Below are 23,961 nucleotides of genomic sequence, written 5' to 3'. Positions count from 1 at the left end.
GCCGCCCCCTTGGTGGCTTCCTTCATGCCTTTTTCTCCCTAGACTTGGGCGTGACTCATCGTTGCGCGGCTAGCGCACCCGACGGTCAATTGTTTTTTACTCGGAACACCCCTTGCGAGTATTCACCGTGATTTGTCCCCACGCGGCGAATATCGACTGTGCCAAGGTCGATCAGCAATGCGGCGGCATTTTGACTCGATGATGTTGCTGTTGCGGTCACGCCAGAATACAGTTTCGTGGAACTCTCGCCGCTAACGACAAAAAGCATCAAAGGCCCAGGGAAATCTTCAGGGAAATCTTCAGGTAAATCATGGCCCGCATCAACTACAGCGACCCGATCAAGGCGTCCGACCGCACCCGTGAAATTCTCGACAAGAACCGCAACGCCAACATCTTCCGCATGATGGCGCACTCGCCGAGCTATTTTGAGCAGTATTGCCGGCTCGGCGGAGCCATCCGCCACAAGGGCGAGCTCGATCCCATCGTGCGCGAGCTCGCAATCACCCGCACCGGGATTTTGTGCGAGGCGCCGTATGAGATCGTCGCGCACAAGCGCATCGGCAAGAATGTCGGCGTCACCGATGAGCAGAACGAAGCGCTGGAGAATTGGCAGGCCGCGAGCTGCTTCAACGAGGTGCAGCGCGCCGCACTTGCCTTCACCGACGAGATCGTGAAGCTGAAGAAGCCGACGGATGCGACGTTCAAGGCGATCGCAGCGAAGCTGACACCGGCCGCGCTGGTCGAGCTCCAGCTTTCGGTCGGCTTCTACATCATGACGTCGAAATTTCTGGAGACCTTTGAAATCGACCTCCAGCCCGTCACGGAAGTGGTGGGCTGATCCAAAAACTGTGGCGAGGTTTGCCGATGACGATCGATGAATACGCGGTCTGGGCCGCGAGCATTGCGAAAGTCGATGAGCATCCGTCCAACGAGCGGCTGTCCTATCTCGGGCTCGGCCTCGCCGGCGAGTCCGGCGAGGTCGCCGACCACATCAAGAAGCTGCTGCGCGATGATTGGCTCGACAAGGCGGGCCTCGTCGATGAGCTCGGCGACGTCATCTACTACTGGGCTTGCCTGTGCGCCGCGACCGGCCAGCAGCCATCCGAATTGCTCAAGGCGAGCGCGGCCAAGATCAAGCGACGGCTGAGCGAAGCCGCGAGCCGCTGACCCGGATCAGCGCGCTCACGTCGACGTCAGAATGTCGACCTTGGCATTGGCGACGATCAGGCGGTCGGCGAGCAGCTGCGCCAGATTGCGCATGATGCGCTCGGAGGCCCTCGGGTGCTGCTTGCGGAAGCGCTCGAAATCCTTCAGCGGCACCTCGAATGCGGTCGCTGCCATGTCCGCGAAAACATCGGCCGAACGCGTCGGTTCCAGCAGCGCCATCTCGCCGAAGGCCATGCCGGCGGTCAGCGTCGCCAGCCGCACGCCGTCGGGCAGGGTGACATGCACGGCGCCGCTGCGCAGGAAGAACAGGGAATCGGCGGGGGCGCCTGTCGTGATGATCTTTGCCCCGGATGGAAAGGTCCGGATCGCGCAGATCGAGGCGAGGTCGGTCAGCTCTTCCTCGCTCATGCCTGATAGCAGCGGCTGTTCGGCAAGCTCGGTGGTCTCGTGGAAATCGATCGAGCCGCCGTAGCGGTAGACGATCTGGTCTTCCGCCCATTCGATCGCGGTGTCGAGCAGATAGAAGTCGCGGACGTTCTTCAGTTCCGCCGTCCATTCCCGCAGGCTGTCCCACTCCTTGGAAGCGCGTCGGACGCCTGAAATCACGACGGTCACGTTCAGCGCCGCCAGCTCCTCGAACGCCTCGGCCACGAGCCGCGCGCCGGCGCGCGTGGTGGAGGTGACGCGGTGGAGATCGAAGATCACGATTTGCGGCCGGAGCTGTCCGGCCAGCCGGCGCGAGACATAGTCGACCGCCGACAGCGACAGCGTGCCGACCAGCTCGATGACCCGCACCTCCTGCTCGTGCGCGGCCAGAATCTCGCGCTCCTGCGGCCGGCGCACGCGCCGCGACGGGCTCTTGCCGATGTCGTAGTCGGCGATCACGGCGTTGCGCGCGTCGTCGCTGCGGTTGAGCATGTGCAGGTCGTAATGCGAGGACAGCGCCTCGCAGACCTTGATGCCGCGCACGCTGTTGCCGTGCTTGTCGAGCTTCGGCGAATAGCTGCCGAGCCCGAGCCGGGCGGGGAGTGCGGCCAGGATGCCGCCGCCGACGCCGCTCTTGGCGGGAATGCCGATCCGGTAGATCCATTCGCCGGCATAGTCGTACATCCCCGATGACGTCATCACCGACAGCGTGCGCGAGATCGCGTAGGGCGTCAGCACCTGTTCGCCCGTGACGGGATTGACGCCGCGATTGGCGAGCGTCGCCGCCATCACCGCGATGTCGCGCGCCGTGACCAGCACCGCGCATTGCCGGAAATAGACTTCGAGCACGCCTGCGACATTGTCCGAGATCACCGCATTGGTCTTGAGCAGGTAGCCGATGGCGCGGTTGCGGTCGCCGGTCTGGCTCTCCGAGCTGTAAACGGCCTCGTCCACCGCGAGATCGCGCCCCGCAAAGCGGCTGAGCGCGAGCCGGATCTGCTCGAAGGCGTCCGCGCCCTTGCTGTCATAGATCAGTCCGGTGCAGGCGATCGCCCCGGCATTGACCATCGGGTTGAACGGATGGTTGTCGGAATTGAGCCTGATCGAGTTGAAGGGATCGCCCGAGGGCTCGACGCCGATGGCGCTCTCGACGCGGCTGGCGCCCAGGAGGTCCAGCGCCAGCGCGAACACGAAGGGCTTCGACATCGACTGGATGGTGAAGGGCACCCGGCTGTCGCCGACCTCGTAGACATGGCCGTCCAGGGTCGCGAGGCTGATGCCAAAATGGGCAGGGTCGGCCTTGCTCAGCTCGGGGATGTAGTCGGCGACGTGGCCTGCGGTCTCGGCCGAGAATTCGTTGAGACAATTGCCCAGAAACCGCAGCAATGGCGGCTTCGAGCGGGTCCAGGCGGAGGCGAGAGGCGAGAACGTTGTCATCGCCTCTCTTGTGCAACGCAATCAGGGCACGCGCAACCCGTCCGGCACCACGGTCTGCCGCCGGACCAGCAGCAGGGCGATCAAGACCGTGGGCGCCAGGATCGCGAGGCCCAGCAGCGTGACCTGCATCTGCGACAGCGGCATAATCCTGCCGCCCGGCGTGGCCACGACAAAACCGCCGATCACCAGCAGCACCCGCAAAGGCCACTCCAGCATCCCGGCGCGGCGCAGATCGCCAACGAAGGGTTGGTAACCCTGGATGCCGCCGCAGATGAACAGTGTCCCGAACGCAGCGAGCGCCATCAGGCCGAGGCCGGCGAGATACGGACTTGGCCCCTGCAGCACCAGCGCCGGGTTGAGCACGAAGAAGAACGGGATGAAATAGATGATGCTGCCGACCCACATCGATTCCCAGCCGGTCTTCATCGCCGGCGAGCCGGCAATGCCCGCGGCGGCAAAAGAGGCGATCGCTACCGGCGGCGTGATCGACGACAGCATGCCCCAGTAGAAGATGAACATGTGCACGGCCATCTTGTTCAGCCCGAGCTTCTCAAGCGCGGGCGCGACCAGGATGGCGAGGAAGATGTAGCAGGCCGTGGTGGTCAGCCCGAGGCCGAGGATCAGGCTGGTGAGGGCGCACATGCCGAGCAGCAGGAAGGGATTGTCCCCGGCAATATGCAGGAGGTCGTTGGCAAGGCTCGACACCACGCCGGTCATCGAGAACGCCCCGATCAAGAGGCCACAGCCGGCGAGGATACCGACGAGCTCGACGAAGGTGCGTCCGTTGACCTCCAGGAACTTGCCGATCGTGCCGAGCGTCCAGCGCGTGTCCTTGGAGAAGAGCTGGTTGAGCACGAGCAGCAGCGCGGTGGCATAGAACGGCGCGTGGCTTTCGCGCTTGAAGTAGAGCAGCATCACGATCAGGAGCGCGATCACGAAGACGTAGTACCAGCCGTCCCTGATCGTATCCATGATCCGCGGCAGCTCGGCGCGCGGAATACCCTTCAGTCCGTGGCGGGCTGCATAGGCGTCGACCTGCATGAACAGGCCGACATAATAGAGCGCTGCCGGAATGATCGCGGCGATCGCGACATCGGCATAGCTGACGTTGAGGAATTGCGCGATCACGAAGGCGGTCGCGCCCATCACCGGCGGGGCCAGCACCGCGCCCGTGGAGGCGCAGGCCTCGATCGCGCCGGCATAGGACGCGCGAAAGCCGCTCTTCTTCATCACCGGAATGGTCATGGTGCCGGCGGTCAGCACGTTGGAGATGATCGAACCCGACATCATGCCGAGCAGGCCGCTGGCGAAGATGCAGACCTTCGCCGCGCCACCGCGAAACGTGCCGCAGAGCGCGAAGGCGAGATTGATGAAGAATTTGCCGGCGCCCGTCATCATCAGCGCGGTGCCGAACACGAGGAAGCCGATCACGGTGTCGGCAAAGGCCTGGATGGGAATGCCGAGCAGGCTCTCACCCGACAGCACGTGATAGGCGGTCGCCTGTTCCAGCGTCGATTGTGTGCCCCGGAACGGCCCGAGCCAGCTGGATTCGGCGAATAGCGGATAGACCGTGAAGGGGAGCACGCTCAGCAGCAGGCTCCAGCCGCCGGTACGCCGCAGCGCCTCCATCAGCATCACCCACATTACAAGGCCTGCGGCGATCACGGTGTTGGGCGCACCGCCGAATTCCCAGCCGGCCTCGGCCGCCTTGCGCACGTTCGACATCAGCAGCAGCGCGGCCGCGAAGGTCACGACGAAGCAGACGAGATCGTACCAGGGAATGCGGTCGAGGGACGCGCGCTCCGTGCCCGGGAAGATCAGGAACGTGAACGGCAGCATCAGGGCGATCAGGAGATAAAAGTACTCCGTGTTGAGCTGGGTGTAGCCGATGAAGAAGCGCAGCGAGAATTGCTGGTTGATGCAGAGCAGGATGGTTGCCGCCGTCGCGGCCACCAGCGTCCAGCGCCAGGCGCCGCGAAGCGTGCGGACGCGCGTTACCTCTGCTTCCTGCATGTTGCCGGCGGCGCCGTGCGGATCGTCGAACACGATCCGCTTGGCCTCGTCCTGCGGGGCGGTGGAGATTGAAGCAGACATGATCGACCCCGTGCGCGGGCTATAAACCGCTGTGGACTAGTCCTCGAACCCGTTCGGCATGTCGGCTTTCGCAAGCGCTGCCGCGCGCGCCTTCATCCAGCCATCGAGGAACGCCTTGTCATCCGCCGGCGGATTGGATTTGCCGTACTCGGTCCACGCCGCGCCAAGCACCTCCTGCCGCTTGATCAGCTTGTTGTTGTGCGCGTCCTGCGCATCAGACCATTGCCCGGCTTCTTTCAAGGCCTTCACCGCGCCGGGATGCACGGGCACCACCCAGTTCTTGGTCTGCCGGTCGGCGGCGAGCCCGCCGGCGCCGGGCGCGGAGTCCTTGTAGGCGTCGTAGTTGACGATCATCGCCTTGGTCATCGCATAGACCTGGTCGGCCGGCTGCGAGGCATAGGCGACGAAGATCGGGTAGGGGTAGTTGCCGAGCTCGATCGGCTTGTCCGGCGTGATGCCGGCGCCGCAGGTCGCGGTCTGCGGGAAGAAGAACGAGCCGACCTTCTGCATCCGCGCCCAGCCTTCCTTGTCCTTCGCCGGCAGTGGCGGCCAGACCAGGCCGCGCGGCGAGGTCTCGGCTTCCTTGGCGGGACCGGTGATGGTGGTGCCGAAGGCGGCGTCGGTGTCGTTGTTGATCAAGCCTTTCCACATCGCGCCGTAGCTCGCGAACTCGACGACCTTGACGTCCTTCTGCGTCAGGCCTGCGAAGGCGAGCACCGCGAGCGAGTTCTGGTTCAGCGCGGGCGAGCCCACGACGAATCCGACGCGCTTGCCTTTCAGGTCTTTCAGATCTTTCACGCCGCTATCGGCTGCGACCCCAAGCGAACCGCAATTGCAATCGACGCTCGAGAGCATGATCTGGAGCGGCTGCGGGCCCCATTCCTTCGAGCCGAACTCGAACACGCCTTCCTGCGCGAAATAGGTGCCCGATCCCATCGCGGATGACGCCGCGCGCTTGGCGCGCAGTGGTGCAAGCCGCGCGACGTCGTTGCCTGCGGGCAGCACGCGCACATCGGTGCCGTATTTGTCCTTCATCATCTTGCCGACGCCGACCGCGATGTTGAAGCCGGCGGTGCCGGTGTCATAGGCGGTGAACGTCAATGTCGCCGGCAGCTTGATGTCTTCGGCGATTGCATAGCGTGTAGACGCAAAAGAAATGCCCGCAACCAAGGCAGGCGCGAGCATGGTCAGCCCACGAAGCATGTTTCCCTCCAATGCTCCTCGCGTGCCGCGAAGAGTTTCATTCTTTGTTTGAAACAGATTTTTGTTTGAAACGGATCATGTCATCGCGATCAGGCGATGGCAACGCCGTACCGCGAACGCGGCGATGAGGCAGACAGATTGTCGCGGAAGCCACGAATAATGCAGTCAGTTCGCGACGATCGCGATCGCCTGTCCTTCGGCGACGACATCGTCGAGCTTGACGAGCAGCGACGTGATCGTGCCGCTCGCGGGCGAGGGCACAGGTATCTCCATCTTCATGGCTTCGACGACTACAACGTCATCGCCATCCGCAACGGTTCCTCCAACTTGCACGGGAGTTGCGCAGATGCGACCGGCGACCTCCGTGACGATCTTAATTTCTGGCATGCCATCGCCTTTTTGTTGTCGTCGCAAAATGCCTGAGGTAGCGTCGTCTGCAAGTGGAATTTAATTCCGCAGAGCGGAACGAACGGTAGGGAACATGGGACGACGATCGGAGCGGTTAAGCAGGCAAGGTGCGCTCGCTGGCGATGCCGGCGAGGGTGATGTCATCCAGGTGGTGTCGCGCGCGTTCGACGTGTTGCGATGCTTCGAGGGCCATGAGGCCCGACTCGGCAATCTCGAGATTTCAAATCGCTGCGGCCTGCCGCGCTCGACGGTGTCGCGGCTCACGCACACGCTGACGCGGATGGGGCAACTCGTGTATCTGCCGCGCGATCAGAAGTATCGCATCGGTCCGAGCGCGGTGGCGATGAGCGCCTCGATGATGAAGGGCGCGCAGCTGCGCAGCATGATCCGGCAGCGGCTCCAGGAAGTCGCCGAGCAATTGCCGGGCACTGTCGGCTTCGTCGTCCCCGATCGTTTCCATCTGGTCTATCTCCAGTTCGCGCGCTCGGCGACGGCGCTCGGTCTGCATGAGGGCACCGGCAGCCGCATCTCGATGGCCTCGACGGCCGCGGGCGCGGCCTACACCGCGGCGCTGGCGCCGGAGGTTGGCGACACCTTCATCGCGGACATGGAGCGGGAAGCGCCCGAGGCTGCAAAGATCCTGCGGCCGCGCATCGAGGCCAACCGGCAGTCGTTGCGCGAGCACGGTTATGTCGTGGCCTGCGGTCTGTGGAGCCCGCACATCAACGGGCTCGCGGTGCCGATCTGGTCGCCGCAGTACCAGACCTTCGTCGTCATCACGATCGGCCTTCTGTCGTCGATGTATGACGAGCAGCGCCTGCATGCCGAAGTCGCGCCGCTGATGCTCGCGCTCGGCCGCTCGCTCGGCAGCCTGCTCGAAGGCGCCGAAGGTGATGTCTTCAGCAACCGCCTCTCGCGCAAACCGGTCGCAATGGCCGTGCATAACAATAACAAGCCGATCAATTCGGAGGGAGTGAATGAACTGGAAGCCGGAACTCGACGAGCTCGCCCGGCGCGAAGCCTTCGCGCGGGAGATGGGCGGCGTTGACAAGGTCAGGCGTCAGCATGACCAGGGCCGACTGACTGTTCGGGAGCGTATCGACAGACTGATCGACAGCGGTAGCTTTCACGAGATCGGTGCCGTCTCCGGCATCGGCGAGTACGATTCCAGCGGCGAGTTGCAGAAATTGACGCCGGCGAACTGCGTGTTCGGTCGTGCGCGCGTCGAAGGCCGCACGGTCGTGGTGGTCGGCGACGATTTCACCGTCCGCGGCGGCTCGGCGGATGCGTCGATCTCGGCCAAGCCGTTGATGGCGGAGGAGATGGCGCATGATTTCCGGCTGCCCATCGTCCGCATCATCGAGGGCTCGGGCGGCGGCGGCTCGGTCAAGACCATCGAGACCAAGGGCGCGGCCAATCTGCCGGGCGGCATCGGCGGCACGCGCTGGTATCGCTTCACGACGGAGAATTTGTCGCGCGTGCCGGTCGTTGCACTTGGTCTCGGCTCGGTCGCTGGCTTGGGCGCGGCGCGTCTTGCTGCCAGCCACTATTCCATCATGACGCGGAAGTCCGCGATGTTCGTCGCGGGACCGCCGGTCGTGAAGGCGCTCGGGCAGGACCTCACCAAAGAGGAGCTCGGCGGTGCCGACATCCAGACTCGCGCCGGCGCGGTCGATCACGCCGTCGATACGGAAGAAGAGGCGTTCGCCTGCGCGCGGCGCTTTCTCTCTTACCTGCCGTCATCGGTCTATGAGCTGCCGCCGACCTTGCCCTGCACCGACGATCCGGAGCGCACCGAAGAAGCCCTGATGAACGCGGTGCCGCGCAACCGCAAGCAGGTCTACAAGATGCGGCCGATCGTCGAGCAGGTCGTCGACAAGGGCTCGTTCTTCGAGGTCGCCAAGAATTTCGGCAAGCCAATCATCGTCGGTCTCGCCCGGCTCGAGGGCAGGGCGGTGATGGTGCTTGCGAGCGACAGTTTCCACTATGGCGGCTCGTGGACCGCGGATGCGTGCCAGAAGGTGGTGCGCTGGGTCGACTTCGCCGAGACCTTCCATCTGCCGATCGTCTATCTCATGGACTGCCCGGGCTTCATGATCGGCCTCGACGCCGAGAAGGCGGCCACCATCCGCCACGGCGTCCGCGCCATGGCCGCGGTCAACCAGACCACGGTGCCCTGGTGCACCGTGATTCTGCGCAACGCCTTCGGCGTCGCCGGCGTGGTGCATCAGCCCGCCGACCGATTCTCGATCCGTTACGCCTGGCCGTCAGCCTATTGGGGTTCGCTGCCGCTCGAAGGTGGCATCGAAGCCGCCTACCGCGCCGACATCGATGCGGCCGAGGACAGGGCGGGCAAGCTGAGGGAGATCGAGGAACGTCTCAACAAGCTGCGCTCGCCGTTCCGCTCGGCCGAAAAATTCTGGGTCGAGGAGATCATCGATCCCAGGAAGACGCGGTCGCTGCTGTGCGAGTTCGCAAGGCTCGCCGAGCCGCTGCGAAAGGCCGGGCCGCCGGAGAACTTTTCGATCAGGCCGTAGGCGGTCACTGCCAGCAACCGGGTGCGCGCGAAGCGAGGCCCCGATGACAGGCTCCGCGAAGCATCCAGATATTACCCGCGGAGGCCGTCTGGATTGCCTCGTCGCTTCGCTTCTCGTGGAGCGGCGCGGTGAAAGTCGTGATGGATGGAACCATTCGCGGCGCTGCGCATTCAAACGCGCATGAGGAACCTGTATTTCGGCATTGGGGCTCTCGCCGCCGCGCTGGTTCTCTTTACGATTTGGTTGGGCCAGCATGAACGGGAGGCATCAATCGATCGCCTCGAGCAATGGGTGATTCCGCGCCCGCCACCTGATCGCTAAAGGAATCGCAGCCGTCACTGACGACCCTATCGAAATACCCGCAAACACATTCGTTGTAAGCCGCCATGGAAACGGCCACGGCCGTCGGCCGGACAGATCGGCATTTTAGACCTGCCGGGGATGCCACTGCCGCCGGTCTTCGGCGGCAATGGCATGAGGATTGACGATTAGCGCTTGGGCAGCGAGGCCATCACTTCGCCCGCGTCGCCATCCTCCAGACAGGGTGTGACGGTCAATGGGAGCAGGTCGGCCCACTGTGCGTGCCAGCGATACATCGCCTTTGGATCGCTCGATTCAGAGATCGCAAATCCCTGTCCGTTCATGCCATGCCACCGGCCCAGCATCTTGACGCCTTCGGGTGGCGCTCCGCCGGTTTCCAGAAAGCGGCTGACGGCCGCATTGAAGGTGCCTTGAGGTACACTCCAGCTTGTAATGAATTTCATGCGATTCTCCCATAATCTGAATTATTGGATGAATGCCGCGGCTGCGCCGCCCGCGCACAATAGCGCTGGCGTGTCGAATAACAACGACGAATGAACCCGTCGGTGAGTGCGATGCGGAAGCCGAAACGGACTTGGTCGTGTGTCCAAGGCGAGTGTTCGCGTTCTGCTACCGCTCTGACATCGACGCAGCCGAAGACAAGCGGCGAAGCGCCACCTCATCACAGCCGCAGCACCTTGCCGGGATTCATGATGTTCTGCGGATCGAGCGCGCGCTTGATGGTGCGCATGATGTCGAGCTCGGTCTTCGAGCGGTAGTGACTGAGCTCGTCGAGCTTGTCGATGCCGATGCCGTGCTCCGCCGAGATCGAGCCGCCCATCGAGGTGATGAGATCGTTCACGGCCCGCGTGATGGCGGACGAATATTGGGTCAGCGTCTGCTGATCCATGCCTTTGGGACCCATGAACGAGAAATGCAGATTGCCGTCGCCGATGTGCCCCAAAGGATAGGGGCGGATGGTCGGGAGAATGTCGAGCACGGCCTTGAGTCCCTGGTCGATGAACCCGGGTATCCTGGAGATGGCCACCGACACGTCGTAGCTCAGTCCCGGCCCCTCGGCACGGGAGGCCTCGGCGACGCTTTCCCGGATGCGCCACATGTTGCGCGATTGATTTCCGGTGTGCGCGATCGCCGCGTCGAGCACGCGGCCGGCCTCGAGCTGATCGGCGAGAAACTGCTCCAGCTTCTCGGTCATGCCCTCGGTCCCGTCCTGTCGGGCCCGCGAGGACGACCATTCGAGCAGGAGGTACCATGGCGTGTCCGCCTTGAGCGGATCCTGGGTGCCGGGGATATGGCGCAGCACCATGTCGATGGCGCTGCGGCTCATCAGCTCGCATGAGCCGACATTGTCCCCTGATGCGGCATGGGCTTCGGACAGGATCTCCAGCGCCGCGCGCGGATCGCGGACCGCTAGCCACGCCGTGCAGACGTCCTTCGGCGCCGGCCACAGCTTGAGGACGGCCTTCGTGATGATGCCCAGCGTTCCCTCGGCGCCCATGAAAAGGTGCTTGAGGTCGTAGCCCGTGTTGTCCTTCTTGAGCGCGCGCAGTCCGTCCCAGACGTCCCCGTTGGCCAGCACGACTTCGAGCCCCAAGACGAGGTTGCGGGCATTGCCATAGCGGAGCACCTGCACGCCGCCGGCGTTGGTAGACAGGTTGCCGCCGATCATGCACGAGCCCTGGGCGCCAAGACTGAGCGGCAGGAACCTGTCGTGACGGCTTGCGGTCTCCTGAAGCGTCTGGAGAACACACCCGGCCTCGACCGTCATCGCGTAACCGACGGCATCGACGTCCAGCACGCGGTTCATGCGGCCGAGCGACAACACGATGCCGGTGTGCGCCGGCCAGGGCGTGGCCCCGCCCATCAGACCGGTGTTGCCACCCTGCGGCACGATCGCGACGCCGTGCTCATGGCAAAGCCGGACCACTTTGGAGACTTCCTCGGTGCTGCCAGGACGAACGACGGCGCCCGCGCCGCCGACCAGCAATCCGCGCCAGTCCGTCACGAACGGCTGCTTGCCGTGCTCGTCCTCGACGAGGCCCTTCTCGCCGACGATCGCGCGCAACGCATCGCGCATCCGGGCGGTCAAAGGAGCGGTCGGGATGGTGGGTAGGGACGACGGGAAGGCAGCCGGCATTTTGTTTCCCCTGGCGCATCTTGGTGTGCACTGCGCACGTGACGTGCGGGGGCATTCTCCACGTTTGCGGCGGGGAGTCTAATGGCAATATGGCGCGTACCTGCCTTTGCGGACTCCTCACCACGAGGGGTAGATGTCTCGCCGCAAAACGCGACCTCATCCTGAGGGCCCGTCGGAGGCGGGCGTCCCGAAGGATGGGCCGCAGGCGAGCTGCCGCTATGTCTCTCCTCGTGTTCGTTCGGCCTGCCCTCGAAAGCGGTATCGCAGCCCGCCTGCCGCGCCGACATCGACGCCGCCTGCGGCCGCTTACGGAGGGCGCCGCCCGCTAGCGCCGGCGTTAGGCCGTATCGACCTCACCGCAGGCCGCCTACCCCTCAATCTCTGCGATCGCGTTTAACCGACGTTAATGATGTCCTCTCGATATGGAACATCCCACTCCGTTGCACTCCCTGTTTGTGGATTGCCCGTAAGTCTTGATTAAGAAGGCCATATCCATATTCCAGCCTGCGATTGGCGGGCGACCGGCAGCGGTAATCCCATCGGTTGCCCCGATCAAAAGACTTTAGGAATTGCTCTCTGCCGCCACGACGGCAATCAGGATGAAGGTCATGCTCCGCCGGGTAGTGCTCCGTTTCGCAAGAGACCGGAAGGCCAACATCGCCGTTATCTTTGCCCTCACGATGGTCCCGATCATCTTTCTCCTGGGCATGACGCTCGACTACACGCAGGCCGTCCGCAAGCGCGAGCAACTGGACGCAGCCGCCGACGCGGCCGCGATCGCAGCCGTGCGGCCGGCGATGCTGACCCAGAGCGACAAGACCGTCGTCCAGGCCACCGCCGCAGCCGTCTTCGCAGCGAAGGCCAATCTTCCCGGTCTGTCGTCGGTGCCGACGCCGACGGTCACCGTCACGGATTCCGGTCTCGCGCGAACCATCACGGTTTCCTACACCGCGAAGTCCGTCAACAATTTCCCCAGCGTTCTCGGCAAGCAGACCTGGGACGTCGCCGGTTCGGCGACGGCAAAGGCGTCCAGCGCGCCCAACATGAATTTCTATCTGCTGATGGATGACTCGCCGTCCATGGGCATCGGCGCGACCGCGGGCGACATCAGCAACCTCATCAAGTACACCGCTCCCGCGTACCAGTCCGCGGCAGCCTCGCAGAATTGCGGCTTCGCCTGTCATCAAACCGATATCGCTCACGACGGCGGGACCAAGGATAACCTCGCGATCGCGCGACAAAGAAACATCACCTTGCGGATCGATCTCGTGACGAGTGCCGTCAACCAGTTGCTCAATTCATGGTCGAACTGCCCGCAGTCGGGAATTTCGGGAGGCGTCATGCAATGCATGTCGGCCTTGAACAACACCACCTACAAAGCGGCGCTCTATACGTTCGACCTGAGTTTGAACGAACTGGCCAAGCTGACCACTCCAAGCCTCGCCGGAGCCCAGGTTAACAACATCTCGCTGATGCCGGTCGCCTACCAGAACTGCGTCGTTCCGACAACCAACTGCAAGACCGACAATGGCACAGATATCGCCGGCACGCTCAAAAGCATCAACGACATCATGCCCACTCCCGGGCTTGGCAGTAACGCGCAGGGAGATACGCCGCAGGAAGTGGTGTTCCTTGTCACCGACGGCGTCGAAGACAAAATCTCCGCGACTTGCCCCAACGCGACCTTCGCCTCCAACAGTCGATGCCAGCAACCGCTCGACACGACGATGTGCACGACCATCAAGAACCGGGGTATCAAGATCGCCGTCCTCTACACCGAGTATCTGCAACTTATCGCCAACCCGGCCACCGGTATCCAGAAAACGGATAACTGGTACATGACCTGGATCGACAAGTACGACCAGCCTACTTCTTCAACCGGCAAGATTGCGCAAAACCTCCAAGCATGCGCCTCGCCTGGTTTCTATAAAAGTGTTCAGAGCGGCGGGGACATTAAAGATGCGCTGACGGACCTCTTCATCAAGGTCGCGTCAAGCACTGCCAGCCTCGTGCAGTAGAGAAAGCGCCATGACTGTTCCAAAGGCTGTAACGAGACAGAGGCGCGGCGGTCGCTGCGCAGCTTTCGCCCGGGACAACAGGGGCGCCACAGCCGTTGAATTCGCGCTCGTTGCCGCGCCGTTCCTCGCCCTCGTCATCGCGCTCATTCAGACGTTTCTGGTCTTCTTTGCCCAGCAGATGCTTGAATCCGTGGTGCGCCAGTCGGCGCGTCTCGTCATGACGGGGCAGGTTCAGTCGGCGCAGATGAACCAGGCGGTGTTCAAGCAGAAGGTCTGCGAACAGATCGTGATCCTGTTCAATTGCAGCGGCCTGATGGTCGACATGCAGGTCGCGACGTCCTGGTCTTCCGCGAACACGGCGACGCCCACGCTGACCTTCGACGGCTCGGGCAATGTGACCAACAGCTGGCAATACAATCCGGGCGATTCCGGCGATATCGTCGTTCTCCGCGTCATGTATGTCTGGCCGGTCGTGCTCGGGCCGCTCGGCTTCAATCTCTCGAACCTTAGCAATGGCAACCGGCTGCTCATGTCGTCCGCCGCGTTCCAGAACGAGCCAGGAGCCACCTGATGATCTCCGCCCTGTCGTCTCGCGCTCGGCAGATGTTGACCGATGTACGCGCCGTTGCAGCGACGGAATTCGCCATCGTGACGCCGTTCATGCTGGTGCTCTATGTCGGCGGCGTCGAGCTCGGCAACGGGCTCGCCATGAACGTCAAGGTCAGCGCGACCGCGCACAGCGTTGCCGACATGATCTCGCAGAACACGGCCGTCACGTCGACCCAGATGGACGGCATTCTCGCTGCGGCGAGCTCCATCATGGCTCCCTATCCCATCAAGAACGGCAGCACCTCGCTGATGACGATCACGGTCTCCGAGGTCTCGACCGACGGCAATGGCAACGCGACAGTGCAATGGAGCACGTCGACCAGCTCGACGGGAGCGAGGAAGAAGGGCGACCCGATGACGTTGTCCTCGTTCACCGCACCCGATAAGAATCCCACCAATGCCAACATCTCGCTCATCCTGAGCGAGGTGTCCTACGACTACGCGCCCAACCTCGGCTTCACGATCGCCGGCACGGTGAAGCTGTCCGACAGCTATTACCTGTTCCCGCGCTGCTCGACGAACGGCCCGGCCACGTTGAGCCCTCCGTACTACGACGTGAAATATCCGGCGACGAAGACCTGCACCTGCGTGCAGCACTTGCAGCAGAAGGCCTGTTAGTTTCACGGATCGCGGTTGAAAGAAGCCGGATGCTGCTGAGGCAGGCTTCTGTCCCGATGTCCTCCCGGCCCCTGTGCGCAATTGCGCATTAGGCCGGGATGACATTGGGCTAAACGCTTACGCCGCCACAGTGGCGCGGTCGAGCGCTGCGATCAGCTTTGCCGCGATGGGATGGTCGGACCGCGGATTTTGGCCGGTGATCAGCTCGCGGTCCTCGACGACGTAGGGCTCGAAGTCGACGGCGCTTCGGCTGACCTCGGCACCCGCAGCTCCCAGCGCGTCCGGCATGGTGAAGTAGATCTTGCCATGCAGGAACTGCTCCTCGATCGGTATCTCTTCCGAGGCGGTGAACACCGTCATCTTGTAGCCCGCATATTGCCAGCCCTTTCCGAGCTCCGCGACCTTGGCCTTGTCGCCGGCGATCAGCGCGGCGCGATAGGCCTTGGCGTCGGGCAGGGCGGCCAGCGTTGCGATCGGTCCGTGGCAGAGCAGCGCGGTCGGCTTCTTCCGTTCGCGGAAATATCGCAGGATCTTGCCGAGCTCGGCATCCTGCATGAGGTCGACGACCGGACCCTGCCCGCCGGGGACGAAAACGGCGGCATATTGATCCAGTCCTCCGTCCACGATCGCGCGCAACGTATGGACGTTGGTCATCGCCGGGTCCTTGTCGAAGAAGTCGCGTCCCCGCCGGTAGGCCTTCTCGTCGCCGCCGAAATGGGCCGCATGATCGGAGGCCGGATCGATGTACGGTTGCTTGCCGTTCGGCGTCGCCAGCACCACCTCGTAGCCGGCATCGACCACGGCCATTGCCGGCACGACGGTTTCATTGAGGTATTGGCCGGTCGGTCCGGTGCCGCCGCCCTGGATTTCGATACGGGTGGCATTGGAGCCGACAACGAGCACTTTTCCTTTGGACATGTGATCTCCTGACTGTTGGGTTCATGACTGGCCCGCGGCCCCCTCGATCGCGGCAAGGGCTGTCCGGGCCACTTCTTCGTCCTGCTCCACCGAGCCTGCGCGTGTTCGGCGATCACCTGAACACGATCATCTTCTCCGCCGTCATCTCGTGCATCGTGTAGGGAATGCCGCCGACGCCATGGCCGGACACGCGGCGGCCCGCGAACGGCATCCAGTCGGTGCGGAAGGCGGTGTGGTCGTTGATCATCACCGCCGCCGCGTCGAGGCGCTCCGCCGCATCGAGCGCGACCGCGAGGTCGCGCGTGAAGATGGCGGACTGGAATGAGACCGGAAGCGAGTTGGCTTCCGCGATCGCGTCGTCGATGCGATCGAACGGATAGACGCAGGTCACCGGCCCGAACACCTCCAGCGTGGAAACCTTGGCATCGCGCGGCGGCGAGATCAGGATCGATGGCTTGAGCGTGGTCTCGCTCAACCGGCCGCCCCCGATCTGTCGTGTCCCGGCCGAAACCGCCTCATTGATCCAGCCTTCGACACGCGCAACCTCCTGCGGCGTAATCAGCGGTCCCACCTCTGTCTCGGGGAGCGTCGGGTCTCCCACCTTCAGGGCCTCGACCCTGGCCGCGAAGCGGTCGACGAACTCCTTCTGAAGCGCGGAATGCACATAGATGCGCTGGACCGACACGCAGACTTGCCCCGCGTGGTAATAGCCGCCCTTGGCGATCGGCTCGATGATCTTTTCGAGGTCGGCGCTGCGGTCGACGATGAGGGGCGCGACACCGCCGTGCTCGAGGGCGCAGCGTGCACCGGGGGTGATGACCGATCGCAGATGCCAGCCGACGCGCGCCGAGCCGATGAAGCTCAAGAAGGCGACGCGCGGGTCGGTCGCGAATTTTTCAGGCAGGCTGTGATCCTCCGGGAGGAACGTCTGCACCCAGCCCTCGGGCATGCCGGCCTCGTGGACGAGCTTCACGAGCTCGACGCAGCACAGGGGCGTTGTGCCGGCCGGCTTGACGATGACAGGGCAACCCGTCGCGATCGCCGGTGCGACCTGGTGAACGATCAGGTTGAGGGGATGATTGAAGGCCGAGATCGCCGCGACAATGCCGATGGGTTCCTTGATGGTCCATGCGCGCCGGCCATCGCTTGCGGGCGTCAGGCCCATCGGGACCTCGACCCCGCCGCGGGTCCGCAAAAAATCAGCTGCCGAGCGGATGCCGTCGATCGCCCGATCCGTCTCGATCAACGCATCCGTGAGCGGCTTGCCGCCTTCGCGGGCGATCAGGATACCAAAATCCTGCCGCTTCGCCGAGACCAGATCGGCGAGCCTGTTGAGAATGGCGATCCGCTGATGCGGCTTCAGCCAGGCCTTTCGGTCCGCGAACAGCTTTCGCGCGGTCTCGAACTTTGCCTCCAGCGCGGCGGCGTCGTCACTGGCGAGCTCGGTGATTTCCGTTCGGTCGAATGCCTGTACAACTTTGATCATGATTCACTCCACGCTGTGTTCTGTTGTGGCGTGGCCTGGAAGCATCGTCGCGCATCAACAGTCTAGCGATGTGCCGAGAGACCTGCGGTTAATTATAGTAAAAACGTATGGCCGGAATGCAGTGGAACCGAAGTTCCGCAATTCACGGATTGGCACGGAGCAGATTGGTCGTGCGATTTGGCAATGATGCCATCATGCCCCTGTTTTGCCCGACGAGTCAAATGGCTTCGGGAAAACGTAAGTCATTGATCTGACACGCCCCGGCTACTGTGCATGGGGTTGTTTTCGCAGTTTTTGTTTGGAGCAGCCCGTCTGAAGAGCGCCGTTACGCGCTCTCCGTCTCGCGGTGCACGTCGTGCACCACGAGGCCCATGCCTTCGTCCGGCATCTTGATCCAGTCGCGGCGCTTCAGCGTGCGCTTGGTGTCCTCGTAGCCGCTTGTCCAGTGCTCGCGCATCGAGGTGCCCGAGAATTCGTGGTCCTTGGCGTCGCCCTCATAGGCCTTCTGCTGGTAGATCAGGTGCAGGATCGCGATCTCGGGCATGCGGCGCAGGCTCGTCTTGAGCTGGCGATCCTCGTCGGAGAGCTGCTCGTCCGGGATTTTCGCCAGCGCCTTGTAGAGCAGAACCTTGAGGTTGTGGGTGCGGCGGTAGACGTCGGTGTTGTGGCGCGTGCGCGAGGAGTACATGATGTCCTTGTGGCGGGCCATCACGTCCTGGATCGAGCGCGGCAGCACGCCCCGCGCGCTGAACAGGTCGACCTGGAACACCAGCGAGTTGAGCGCATCCTCCTGGTCGAGCAGATGCTGGAGCGGCGTGTTGGAGACGATGCCGCCGTCCCAGAAATGATCGGTGCCGATCCGCACCATCGGCAGCGCCGGGGGCAGGGCGCCGGAAGCCATGATGTGCTCCGGCTCGATCTCGTCATGGGAGTTGTCGAAATAGATGAAGTTGCCAGAGAGCACGGCCAGCTCGTCGCCATGGGCACGATGGGCTACAAGCACGAGAGCATGGCCGGCAACGGCGATCGCACCCGTGCGACGCTGTCGAAGACGCAGATCAATCTGAAGATGATCCCGGGCGTCGACGGCCGTCTCGAAGTCTGTCAGCTCGTCGCGATCAACCTCATCGACATCGTGCCGAAGGGCTCCTGGATGGGGCCCGGCCGGCTGCATCTGGTGCCGCACGTCAACGCGCCGGTCGCGGATTTCCCAGTTCGCCGCTGCCTGGGCGCGCACCACTACATCGCCGATCTCACGCTGCCGTTCGGTCGCGTCGTGCACGACTACGTCAAGGAGGCCGAGGCGGTGGCCGCGACGGGGCTGGCCGCGGAGTAGGGCTGCACAATCATCAAACTGTAACAAAGCCGTAATTGAGTACCCGAGAGAGGTCCGGAGGATGCCGTCAGCCATCTTCCGGAAGCGGGGCATTTGTTGACGGTTGGGGTTGGCCATGGCCGAGCCGGCGAAGCTTGTCAGCGCGATATCGGATTCCGTGCCCGCCATTCCCGGCCTGGTCTGGGCGTTCCGGCTGCACGGCGACGGCAGCGCCGAGGCGCTGCCGATCGACCGGCCGATCGAGTTCAGCCATGACGGCCGGCTCTGGCTGCATTTCAACCTGACCGATGCGCGCGCACGGCCCTGGATCGCGGCGTCACAGCTGCCGCCGCTCGCGCGTGACCTCCTGCTGTCCAACGACACGTTCCAGCAGCTTCACGTCATCGATCACTGCGTCTACGGCGTCTTCTCCGATCTCGTGCGCGACATCGACAGCGCGACGGAAGAGACCGCGTTCCTGCGTTTCGCCATGACCGAGCATCTTCTCGTCAGCGGCCGGCATCAGGCGCTGTGCTCGGCCGATGCGACGCGCCGCGTGCTCGAAGGCGGCTACCGCGTCGACAACGTCGCCCATCTCCTGGAAAAGATCGTCGACGAGGTCGCCGACACGCTGGACCGGATGGCGGACAAGCTCGGCCAGGAGATCGACGACATCGAGGAACGGATTTTGGCCGACGACGCCAAGCCGGAAATGCGCCGCAATCTCGGCCGGCTGCGCCGGACCTGCGTCAGGTTGCATCGCCAGCTCACCGGCCTGCGCGTGCTGTTCCACCGGCTCGATCAGAAGAACACCGATCATCTGGCGCCGGCCTTGCGCATTCACGCCGGCAAGCTGGCGCAGCGGCTGGACGGGCTCGATCACGACATCGTCGAGCTCCGTGAACGCAGCCGCCTGCTCGAGGAGGAACTGCGCTTCAAGAACGAGGAGGAGAGCAACCACCACCTCCACACGCTCTCTATCGTGACCTCGCTGCTGCTGCCGCCGACCCTGATCACCGGCATCTTCGGCATGAACACCAAGGGCTTGCCGCTGACCGACGTCGAGAGCGGATTTCTCTGGGCGGCGCTCCTGATGGCCTCGTCGGTCGGCGCGGCTTATCTGTTCATGCGGCGCACGGGAATCTTCAGGTAGCGTACGCAGCCGGTATCAGCCGTGATCGGGACGTCCCACACGTTTGCGCTGCGAAATGCGGCCGCGATCGTGCTGGCCGCAACGGCGGCGAGCACCGGCGCGCTCGCCGGCGCCAAGGACGAAAGCGCGGCCGAATGGCTGGCGCCAAAATGGTTCAACGAATGGCATGACGGGCTCGCCAACAAGGGCCTGAATTTCGGCGCCACCTATATCGCCGACAACATCGCCAACGTCTCCGGCGGCGTGAAGCGTGGCGCCATCCATTTCGGACGCCTCGATCTCTCGGTCGATGCCGATCTCGACAAGCTCGTCGGCTGGACCGGCGGTCGCTTCTACGCCAATGCGTTCGTGATCTACGGCCAGGGGCTCTCCCGCAACTACGTGATGAACCTCGCCACCATCAGCGAGATCGAGGCACTGCCGGACCAGCGGCTCTACAACGCCTATTTCGAGCAGAGCTTCTTCGGCGACCGCCTGAACATCAGGGCCGGCCAGCAGGCCGCCGACGTCGAGTTCTTCGACAGCCAGACTGACGACCTCTTCATCAACGGCACCTTCGGCTGGCCCGCGATCAAGGCGAGCAATCTTCCCGCCGGGGGCCCGGCACCGCCGATCGCGGTGCCCGGCATCCGCATCAAGGCGGCGCTGACCGAGAACATCACCGCCTTCGGTGCGGTGTTCAACGGCGATCCGTCAGGCCCGGGCGAGGCGGATCCGCAGCTGCGCGACCATCATGGCCTGGCGTTCCGCGTCAACGATCCGCCATGGGTGATCGGGCAGGTTCGTCTCAACTACGACATCGATATCGGCGGCCGGCCGCTCGCCGGCAATTTCACGCCGGGCGCCTGGAAGCATTACGGCTCGTTCGACAGCCAGCGCTTTACGGCGGAGGGGCTGTCGATCGCCGATCCCGGCGGAAGTGGTGTGCCTGCAAGACTTCGCGGCAATTACGGCATCTTCGCCATCATCGAGCAGGTGCTCTATCGCCCGCCGGAGGTGAAGGACAACAGCACGTCAGCCTCGCTTCCCGGCATCACCGCGTTCGGCCGCATTGCCTACAGCCCGCCGGACCGCAATCTGATCGACCTCTATGTGGACGGCGGGATCGGCTTCGTCGGCTTCACGCCGGGCCGTCCGCTCGATCGCTTCGGCGTGGCGATGGCCTATATGCGGATTTCGAACACCGCGCGCAATCTTGATCTCGATACGCAGGCCTTCACCGGCATCCAGAGCCCGGTGCGCAGCAACGAGACGCTGATCGAGATGATCTACGAGGCGCATATCAAGCCGGGCTGGCTGATCGCGCCTTACTTCCAATACGTGTTCCGCCCCTCCGGCGGCATCCCCAATCCGAACGATCCGACCGGCGTGTCGCGGATCGGTGACGCCGCGGTCTTCGGCGTCACCACCACGATCAGGTACTAGGCCATCGCCGGCTTCGGCTCGGCCTTCGGTTGCCGCGACAGCGCCAGCACGATCAGCGAGGCGAACACGCAGAGCGCGCCGGCGATGAAGAACGCAGGCAGGTAGCTCTCATAGACCGTCCGCGAGAAACCGGCGCCGAACGCCGCGGTGCCTGCACCGAGCTGATGGCCGGCAAAGATCCAGCCGAACACCAGGTTGGCGCGCTCGGGTCCGAACTTCTGCGCGGTGAGCCGCACCGTCGGCGGCACCGTGGCGATCCAGTCGAGCCCGTAGAACATCGCGAAGATCGACAGCCCGTAGAACGAGAAGTCGCTGAAGGGCAGGAAGATCAGCGACAGCCCGCGCAAGCCGTAGTACCAGAACAGGAGGTAGCGGTTGTCGTAGCGGTCCGACAGCCAGCCCGACATGATGGTGCCGAAGAAGTCGAAGATGCCCATCGCGGCGAGCAGGCTTGCGGCCTGCACCTGCGGGATGCCGAAATCGAGGCACATCGGGATCAGGTGGACCTGGACGAGGCCGTTGGTCGACGCGCCGCAGACGAAGAAGGTCGCAAACAGGATCCAGAACGCGCGCGACTTCGAGGCGTCGCGCAGCGTGCCGAGCGCCACGCCCGTGATCGAGCCATGGCTGACCGGCGGGGCCGGCAGGGGCTCGGTGCCTTCGTCGCCGAACGGGCGCAGGCCCACGTCGCTCGGCCTGTCGCGCATCGCGAGGAGAACCGCAACGGCGGAGACGCCCAGCGCAATGCAGACGAAGCCGAGCGCGAGCCGCCAGCCGTAACGCTCGGTCAGGCTTGCGAGCAGCGGCAGGAATACGAGCTGGCCGGTGGCGACGCTCGCAGTCATGATGCCGACGACGAGGCCGCGCCGCGCGGCGAACCAGCGCGTCGCTATGGTGGCGCCCAGCACCAGCGCGGTCATGCCGGTGCCGATGCCGATCACGACGCCCCACAGCAACACGAGCTGCCAGACCTGCGTCATGCCGAGCGAAAGGACCAGCGCCGAGACGACGATGAGCTGGGCGGCCAGCGTGACGTTGCGCAGGCCGTAGCGGTTGAGAAGCGCGGCCGCGAACGGCGCCATCAGCCCGAACAGGATGAAGCGGATCGACAGCGCGGAGGAAATCTGCGCCGTGCTCCAGCCGAACTCGTGCTGAAGCGGGACGATGAACACGCCGGGCGCACCGACCGTGCCGGCGCTGATCAGCGCGGTGAGGAAGGTCACGCCGACCATCACCCAGCCGTAGTGGATATTGCGGCGGCCGAGTGCTGCCGCGAGCCAGTTCGAGATCATTGGGCCTCAATGTTTGATGGGCAGGTTTTGAAACACCTGCACGAGCTTGCAGAATGGCACGGGACGTGTCTGTCGAAAATGACAGAGTTCCCTCATTTTCGGACGTGTCTTGGTCAGTGCGTCAGACGCTCCACGGCGATGGCCGTGGCTTCACCGCCGCCAATGCAGAGTGCCGCGACGCCGCGCTTGAGATTCTGCGCCTCGAGCGCGTGCAGCAGCGTCACGATCAGCCGCGCGCCGGTCGCGCCGATGGGATGGCCGAGCGCGCAGGCGCCGCCGTTGATGTTCAGCTTGTCGCGCGGGATGCCGAGGTCGCGCTGCGCCGCCATCGCCACCACCGCGAAGGCCTCGTTGATCTCGAACAGATCCACGTCGCCGGCGCTCCAGCCGACCTTGTCGAGGAGCTTGCGGATCGCCGGGATCGGCGCCGTCGTGAACCATTGCGGCTCCTGGCTGTGGGTGGCGTGGCCCTTGATCTCGGCAATTGCCGGCAGGCCGTTGCGATCAGCCAGCGAGCGCTTCGTCAGCACCAGCGCGGCGGCGCCGTCGGCATTGGCGGAGGAGGCGGCCGGCGTGATGGTGCCGTTGGCGCGGAACGCCGGCTTCAGGCCGGGAATTTTGGCCGGGTCGACCTTCAGCGGATGCTCGTCATTGGCGATGATACGTGGGCCTGCTTTCTCGGTGAGCGTGATCGGCGCGATCTCGGCCTTGAACGCGCCGCCCTCGACTGCCTTGCGCGCGCGGCTCAGCGTCTCCATCGCATAGGCATCCTGGTCCTTGCGGGTGAACTGATAGGCTTCCGCGGTGGCTTCGCCGAAATCGCCCATGGAGCGGCCGGTCTCGTAGGCATCCTCCAGTCCGTCCATCATCATGTGGTCGATGATGCGGTCGTGCCCGGCGCGGTAGCCACCGCGCGCCTTGGCGAGGAGATAGGGCGCGTTGCTCATGCTCTCCATGCCGCCGGAGACGACGATCTCGGCCGAGCCGGCGCGGATGATGTCGTGCGCCAGCATGGTGGCCTTCATGCCGGAGCCGCAGACCTTGTTGACCGTGGTCGCGCCCGTGGCGTCGGGCAGGCCGGCGCTACGTGTCGCCTGGCGCGCCGGCGCCTGGCCTTGTCCGGCCGGCAGCACACAGCCCATGAAGACCTCGTCGATTTTCTCCGGCGCAAGTTTCGCGCGCTCCAGCGCAGCCCCAATCACATGCGATCCGAGCTTGTGCGCGGCCAGCGGCGACAATTCGCCCATGAAGCGGCCGAGCGGGGTGCGGGCGGCGGAGACGATGACGACGGGATCGGCGGCTTCGGCCATGATGAAACTCCCAGCGATGGCGGAAAAGATTATGGTCATCATATGATGCGGCGCAAAAAATGCAACCGCGGCCGGCATGAGAAATTG

The 23,961-nt window shown here is 64.0% G+C and carries 20 protein-coding genes and 2 pseudogenes; 11 read left to right on the top strand and 11 right to left on the bottom strand.

Translation table 11 applies throughout. From position 1 onward, the window contains the following. The first annotated feature begins 310 nt into the window (after positions 1-310). Both BJ6T_RS28380 and BJ6T_RS28375 read left to right on the top strand, forming a co-directional pair. On the top strand, positions 311-838 hold the full coding sequence (locus tag BJ6T_RS28380) for a carboxymuconolactone decarboxylase family protein (RefSeq protein ID WP_014495973.1): 528 nt from the start codon (positions 311-313) through the stop codon (positions 836-838). 26 nt (positions 839-864) lie between these two features. Continuing rightward, positions 865-1,167 carry a nucleoside triphosphate pyrophosphohydrolase family protein gene (locus BJ6T_RS28375; protein ID WP_014495972.1) on the top strand — a complete coding sequence of 101 codons (303 nt, stop codon included), beginning with the start codon at positions 865-867 and terminating at the stop codon, positions 1,165-1,167. 15 nt (positions 1,168-1,182) lie between these two features. On the opposite strand, the gene glsA is transcribed toward BJ6T_RS28375, so the two are convergent. The 4 genes from glsA to BJ6T_RS28355 all read right to left on the bottom strand — a co-directional run bounded on the left by glsA (position 1,183) and on the right by BJ6T_RS28355 (position 6,714). Then, entirely contained in the window at positions 1,183-3,030 is a 1,848-nt protein-coding gene (gene glsA, locus BJ6T_RS28370) for a glutaminase A (protein ID WP_014495971.1), read from the bottom strand. 21 nt (positions 3,031-3,051) lie between these two features. Next, entirely contained in the window at positions 3,052-5,124 is a 2,073-nt protein-coding gene (locus tag BJ6T_RS28365; protein ID WP_014495970.1) for a TRAP transporter permease, read from the bottom strand. Between the two features lie 36 nt (positions 5,125-5,160). Next, positions 5,161-6,327 carry a TAXI family TRAP transporter solute-binding subunit gene (locus BJ6T_RS28360; RefSeq protein WP_014495969.1) on the bottom strand — a complete coding sequence of 389 codons (1,167 nt, stop codon included), beginning with the start codon at positions 6,325-6,327 and terminating at the stop codon, positions 5,161-5,163. A gap of 165 nt (positions 6,328-6,492) precedes the next feature. Then, the gene (locus BJ6T_RS28355; protein ID WP_014495968.1) at positions 6,493-6,714 is read right to left on the bottom strand and encodes a biotin/lipoyl-containing protein; all 222 of its coding nucleotides are present in this window, start codon (positions 6,712-6,714) and stop codon (positions 6,493-6,495) included. Positions 6,715-6,808: 94 nt separating this feature from the next. On the opposite strand from BJ6T_RS28355, the gene BJ6T_RS28350 reads away from it, so the two are divergent. From BJ6T_RS28350 to BJ6T_RS47515, 3 genes are all read left to right on the top strand, one after another. Beyond that, entirely contained in the window at positions 6,809-7,783 is a 975-nt protein-coding gene (locus tag BJ6T_RS28350; RefSeq protein WP_014495967.1) for an IclR family transcriptional regulator, read from the top strand. After that, the gene (locus tag BJ6T_RS28345) at positions 7,713-9,272 is read left to right on the top strand and encodes an acyl-CoA carboxylase subunit beta (protein ID WP_014495966.1); all 1,560 of its coding nucleotides are present in this window, start codon (positions 7,713-7,715) and stop codon (positions 9,270-9,272) included. Before BJ6T_RS28350 ends, BJ6T_RS28345 begins: the two co-directional genes overlap by 71 nt. Before the next feature lie 144 nt (positions 9,273-9,416). Next, the gene (locus BJ6T_RS47515; protein WP_157789039.1) at positions 9,417-9,593 is read left to right on the top strand and encodes a hypothetical protein; all 177 of its coding nucleotides are present in this window, start codon (positions 9,417-9,419) and stop codon (positions 9,591-9,593) included. Between the two features lie 167 nt (positions 9,594-9,760). On the opposite strand, the gene BJ6T_RS28340 is transcribed toward BJ6T_RS47515, so the two are convergent. Both BJ6T_RS28340 and BJ6T_RS28335 read right to left on the bottom strand, forming a co-directional pair. Further along, entirely contained in the window at positions 9,761-10,036 is a 276-nt protein-coding gene (locus BJ6T_RS28340) for a DUF3303 domain-containing protein (RefSeq protein WP_014495965.1), read from the bottom strand. 218 nt (positions 10,037-10,254) lie between these two features. Continuing rightward, positions 10,255-11,730 carry an FAD-binding oxidoreductase gene (locus tag BJ6T_RS28335; RefSeq protein ID WP_014495964.1) on the bottom strand — a complete coding sequence of 492 codons (1,476 nt, stop codon included), beginning with the start codon at positions 11,728-11,730 and terminating at the stop codon, positions 10,255-10,257. A 608-nt stretch (positions 11,731-12,338) separates the two neighbouring features. On the opposite strand from BJ6T_RS28335, the gene BJ6T_RS28330 reads away from it, so the two are divergent. Genes BJ6T_RS28330 through BJ6T_RS28320 form a run of 3 tightly spaced genes read left to right on the top strand, consistent with a single transcriptional unit; the run spans position 12,339 to position 14,975 of the window. After that, a complete protein-coding gene (locus BJ6T_RS28330) occupies positions 12,339-13,748 on the top strand; it encodes a TadE/TadG family type IV pilus assembly protein (protein ID WP_014495963.1) in 1,410 nt (469 codons plus the stop codon). Positions 13,749-13,758: 10 nt separating this feature from the next. After that, complete coding sequence (locus tag BJ6T_RS28325) at positions 13,759-14,319, top strand: TadE/TadG family type IV pilus assembly protein (RefSeq protein ID WP_014495962.1); 561 nt, start codon at positions 13,759-13,761, stop codon at positions 14,317-14,319. After that, positions 14,319-14,975, top strand: a complete 657-nt coding sequence (locus BJ6T_RS28320) for a TadE/TadG family type IV pilus assembly protein (protein WP_014495961.1) — start codon at positions 14,319-14,321, stop codon at positions 14,973-14,975. Before BJ6T_RS28325 ends, BJ6T_RS28320 begins: the two co-directional genes overlap by 1 nt. Positions 14,976-15,092: 117 nt before the next feature. Here BJ6T_RS28320 and BJ6T_RS28315 read toward each other — a convergent pair whose 3' ends face one another. The 3 genes and pseudogenes from BJ6T_RS28315 to BJ6T_RS28305 form a co-directional block, all read right to left on the bottom strand. Then, entirely contained in the window at positions 15,093-15,893 is an 801-nt protein-coding gene (locus BJ6T_RS28315; RefSeq protein WP_014495960.1) for a type 1 glutamine amidotransferase domain-containing protein, read from the bottom strand. A 112-nt stretch (positions 15,894-16,005) separates the two neighbouring features. Then, positions 16,006-17,379 carry an aldehyde dehydrogenase family protein gene (locus tag BJ6T_RS28310; protein ID WP_014495959.1) on the bottom strand — a complete coding sequence of 458 codons (1,374 nt, stop codon included), beginning with the start codon at positions 17,377-17,379 and terminating at the stop codon, positions 16,006-16,008. Between the two features lie 325 nt (positions 17,380-17,704). After that, positions 17,705-18,343 (bottom strand): annotated as a pseudogene (locus BJ6T_RS28305) (DUF3734 domain-containing protein); the annotation flags it as partial. Between BJ6T_RS28305 and BJ6T_RS28300 the strand changes: the two are divergent. The 3 genes and pseudogenes from BJ6T_RS28300 to BJ6T_RS28290 form a co-directional block, all read left to right on the top strand. Then, a pseudogene (locus BJ6T_RS28300) lies at positions 18,344-18,715 on the top strand (acetoacetate decarboxylase family protein); the annotation flags it as partial. Positions 18,716-18,830: 115 nt separating this feature from the next. Beyond that, a complete protein-coding gene (locus tag BJ6T_RS28295) occupies positions 18,831-19,847 on the top strand; it encodes a transporter (RefSeq protein WP_014495956.1) in 1,017 nt (338 codons plus the stop codon). A 21-nt stretch (positions 19,848-19,868) separates the two neighbouring features. After that, positions 19,869-21,272: a carbohydrate porin gene (locus BJ6T_RS28290; protein ID WP_014495955.1), complete on the top strand. Its 1,404-nt coding sequence runs from the start codon at positions 19,869-19,871 to the stop codon at positions 21,270-21,272. On the opposite strand, the gene BJ6T_RS28285 is transcribed toward BJ6T_RS28290, so the two are convergent. Both BJ6T_RS28285 and BJ6T_RS28280 read right to left on the bottom strand, forming a co-directional pair. Beyond that, entirely contained in the window at positions 21,269-22,564 is a 1,296-nt protein-coding gene (locus BJ6T_RS28285) for an MFS transporter (RefSeq protein WP_014495954.1), read from the bottom strand. The genes BJ6T_RS28290 and BJ6T_RS28285 overlap by 4 nt on opposite strands. Before the next feature lie 113 nt (positions 22,565-22,677). Then, entirely contained in the window at positions 22,678-23,874 is a 1,197-nt protein-coding gene (locus BJ6T_RS28280; RefSeq protein ID WP_014495953.1) for an acetyl-CoA C-acyltransferase, read from the bottom strand. Positions 23,875-23,961: the final 87 nt, after the last annotated feature.

The organism is Bradyrhizobium japonicum USDA 6, assembly GCF_000284375.1.
Lineage (GTDB): Bacteria > Pseudomonadota > Alphaproteobacteria > Rhizobiales > Xanthobacteraceae > Bradyrhizobium > Bradyrhizobium japonicum.
The sequence above is the reverse complement of the archived record's forward strand: the minus strand, read 5'-3'. Positions and strand labels throughout refer to the sequence as shown.

What these genes read in the sequence shown, in the direction of transcription:
- BJ6T_RS28380 (WP_014495973.1), top strand. Translation starts at nt 311, where the DNA reads ATGGCCCGCATCAACTACAGCGACCCGATCAAGGCGTCCGACCGCACC.
- BJ6T_RS28375 (WP_014495972.1), top strand. Translation starts at nt 865, where the DNA reads ATGACGATCGATGAATACGCGGTCTGGGCCGCGAGCATTGCGAAAGTC.
- glsA (WP_014495971.1), bottom strand. Translation starts at nt 3,030, where the DNA reads ATGACAACGTTCTCGCCTCTCGCCTCCGCCTGGACCCGCTCGAAGCCG.
- BJ6T_RS28365 (WP_014495970.1), bottom strand. Translation starts at nt 5,124, where the DNA reads ATGTCTGCTTCAATCTCCACCGCCCCGCAGGACGAGGCCAAGCGGATC.
- BJ6T_RS28360 (WP_014495969.1), bottom strand. Translation starts at nt 6,327, where the DNA reads ATGCTTCGTGGGCTGACCATGCTCGCGCCTGCCTTGGTTGCGGGCATT.
- BJ6T_RS28355 (WP_014495968.1), bottom strand. Translation starts at nt 6,714, where the DNA reads ATGCCAGAAATTAAGATCGTCACGGAGGTCGCCGGTCGCATCTGCGCA.
- BJ6T_RS28350 (WP_014495967.1), top strand. Translation starts at nt 6,809, where the DNA reads ATGGGACGACGATCGGAGCGGTTAAGCAGGCAAGGTGCGCTCGCTGGC.
- BJ6T_RS28345 (WP_014495966.1), top strand. Translation starts at nt 7,713, where the DNA reads ATGAACTGGAAGCCGGAACTCGACGAGCTCGCCCGGCGCGAAGCCTTC.
- BJ6T_RS47515 (WP_157789039.1), top strand. Translation starts at nt 9,417, where the DNA reads ATGGAACCATTCGCGGCGCTGCGCATTCAAACGCGCATGAGGAACCTG.
- BJ6T_RS28340 (WP_014495965.1), bottom strand. Translation starts at nt 10,036, where the DNA reads ATGAAATTCATTACAAGCTGGAGTGTACCTCAAGGCACCTTCAATGCG.
- BJ6T_RS28335 (WP_014495964.1), bottom strand. Translation starts at nt 11,730, where the DNA reads ATGCCGGCTGCCTTCCCGTCGTCCCTACCCACCATCCCGACCGCTCCT.
- BJ6T_RS28330 (WP_014495963.1), top strand. Translation starts at nt 12,339, where the DNA reads ATGCTCCGCCGGGTAGTGCTCCGTTTCGCAAGAGACCGGAAGGCCAAC.
- BJ6T_RS28325 (WP_014495962.1), top strand. Translation starts at nt 13,759, where the DNA reads ATGACTGTTCCAAAGGCTGTAACGAGACAGAGGCGCGGCGGTCGCTGC.
- BJ6T_RS28320 (WP_014495961.1), top strand. Translation starts at nt 14,319, where the DNA reads ATGATCTCCGCCCTGTCGTCTCGCGCTCGGCAGATGTTGACCGATGTA.
- BJ6T_RS28315 (WP_014495960.1), bottom strand. Translation starts at nt 15,893, where the DNA reads ATGTCCAAAGGAAAAGTGCTCGTTGTCGGCTCCAATGCCACCCGTATC.
- BJ6T_RS28310 (WP_014495959.1), bottom strand. Translation starts at nt 17,379, where the DNA reads ATGATCAAAGTTGTACAGGCATTCGACCGAACGGAAATCACCGAGCTC.
- BJ6T_RS28295 (WP_014495956.1), top strand. Translation starts at nt 18,831, where the DNA reads ATGGCCGAGCCGGCGAAGCTTGTCAGCGCGATATCGGATTCCGTGCCC.
- BJ6T_RS28285 (WP_014495954.1), bottom strand. Translation starts at nt 22,564, where the DNA reads ATGATCTCGAACTGGCTCGCGGCAGCACTCGGCCGCCGCAATATCCAC.
- BJ6T_RS28280 (WP_014495953.1), bottom strand. Translation starts at nt 23,874, where the DNA reads ATGGCCGAAGCCGCCGATCCCGTCGTCATCGTCTCCGCCGCCCGCACC.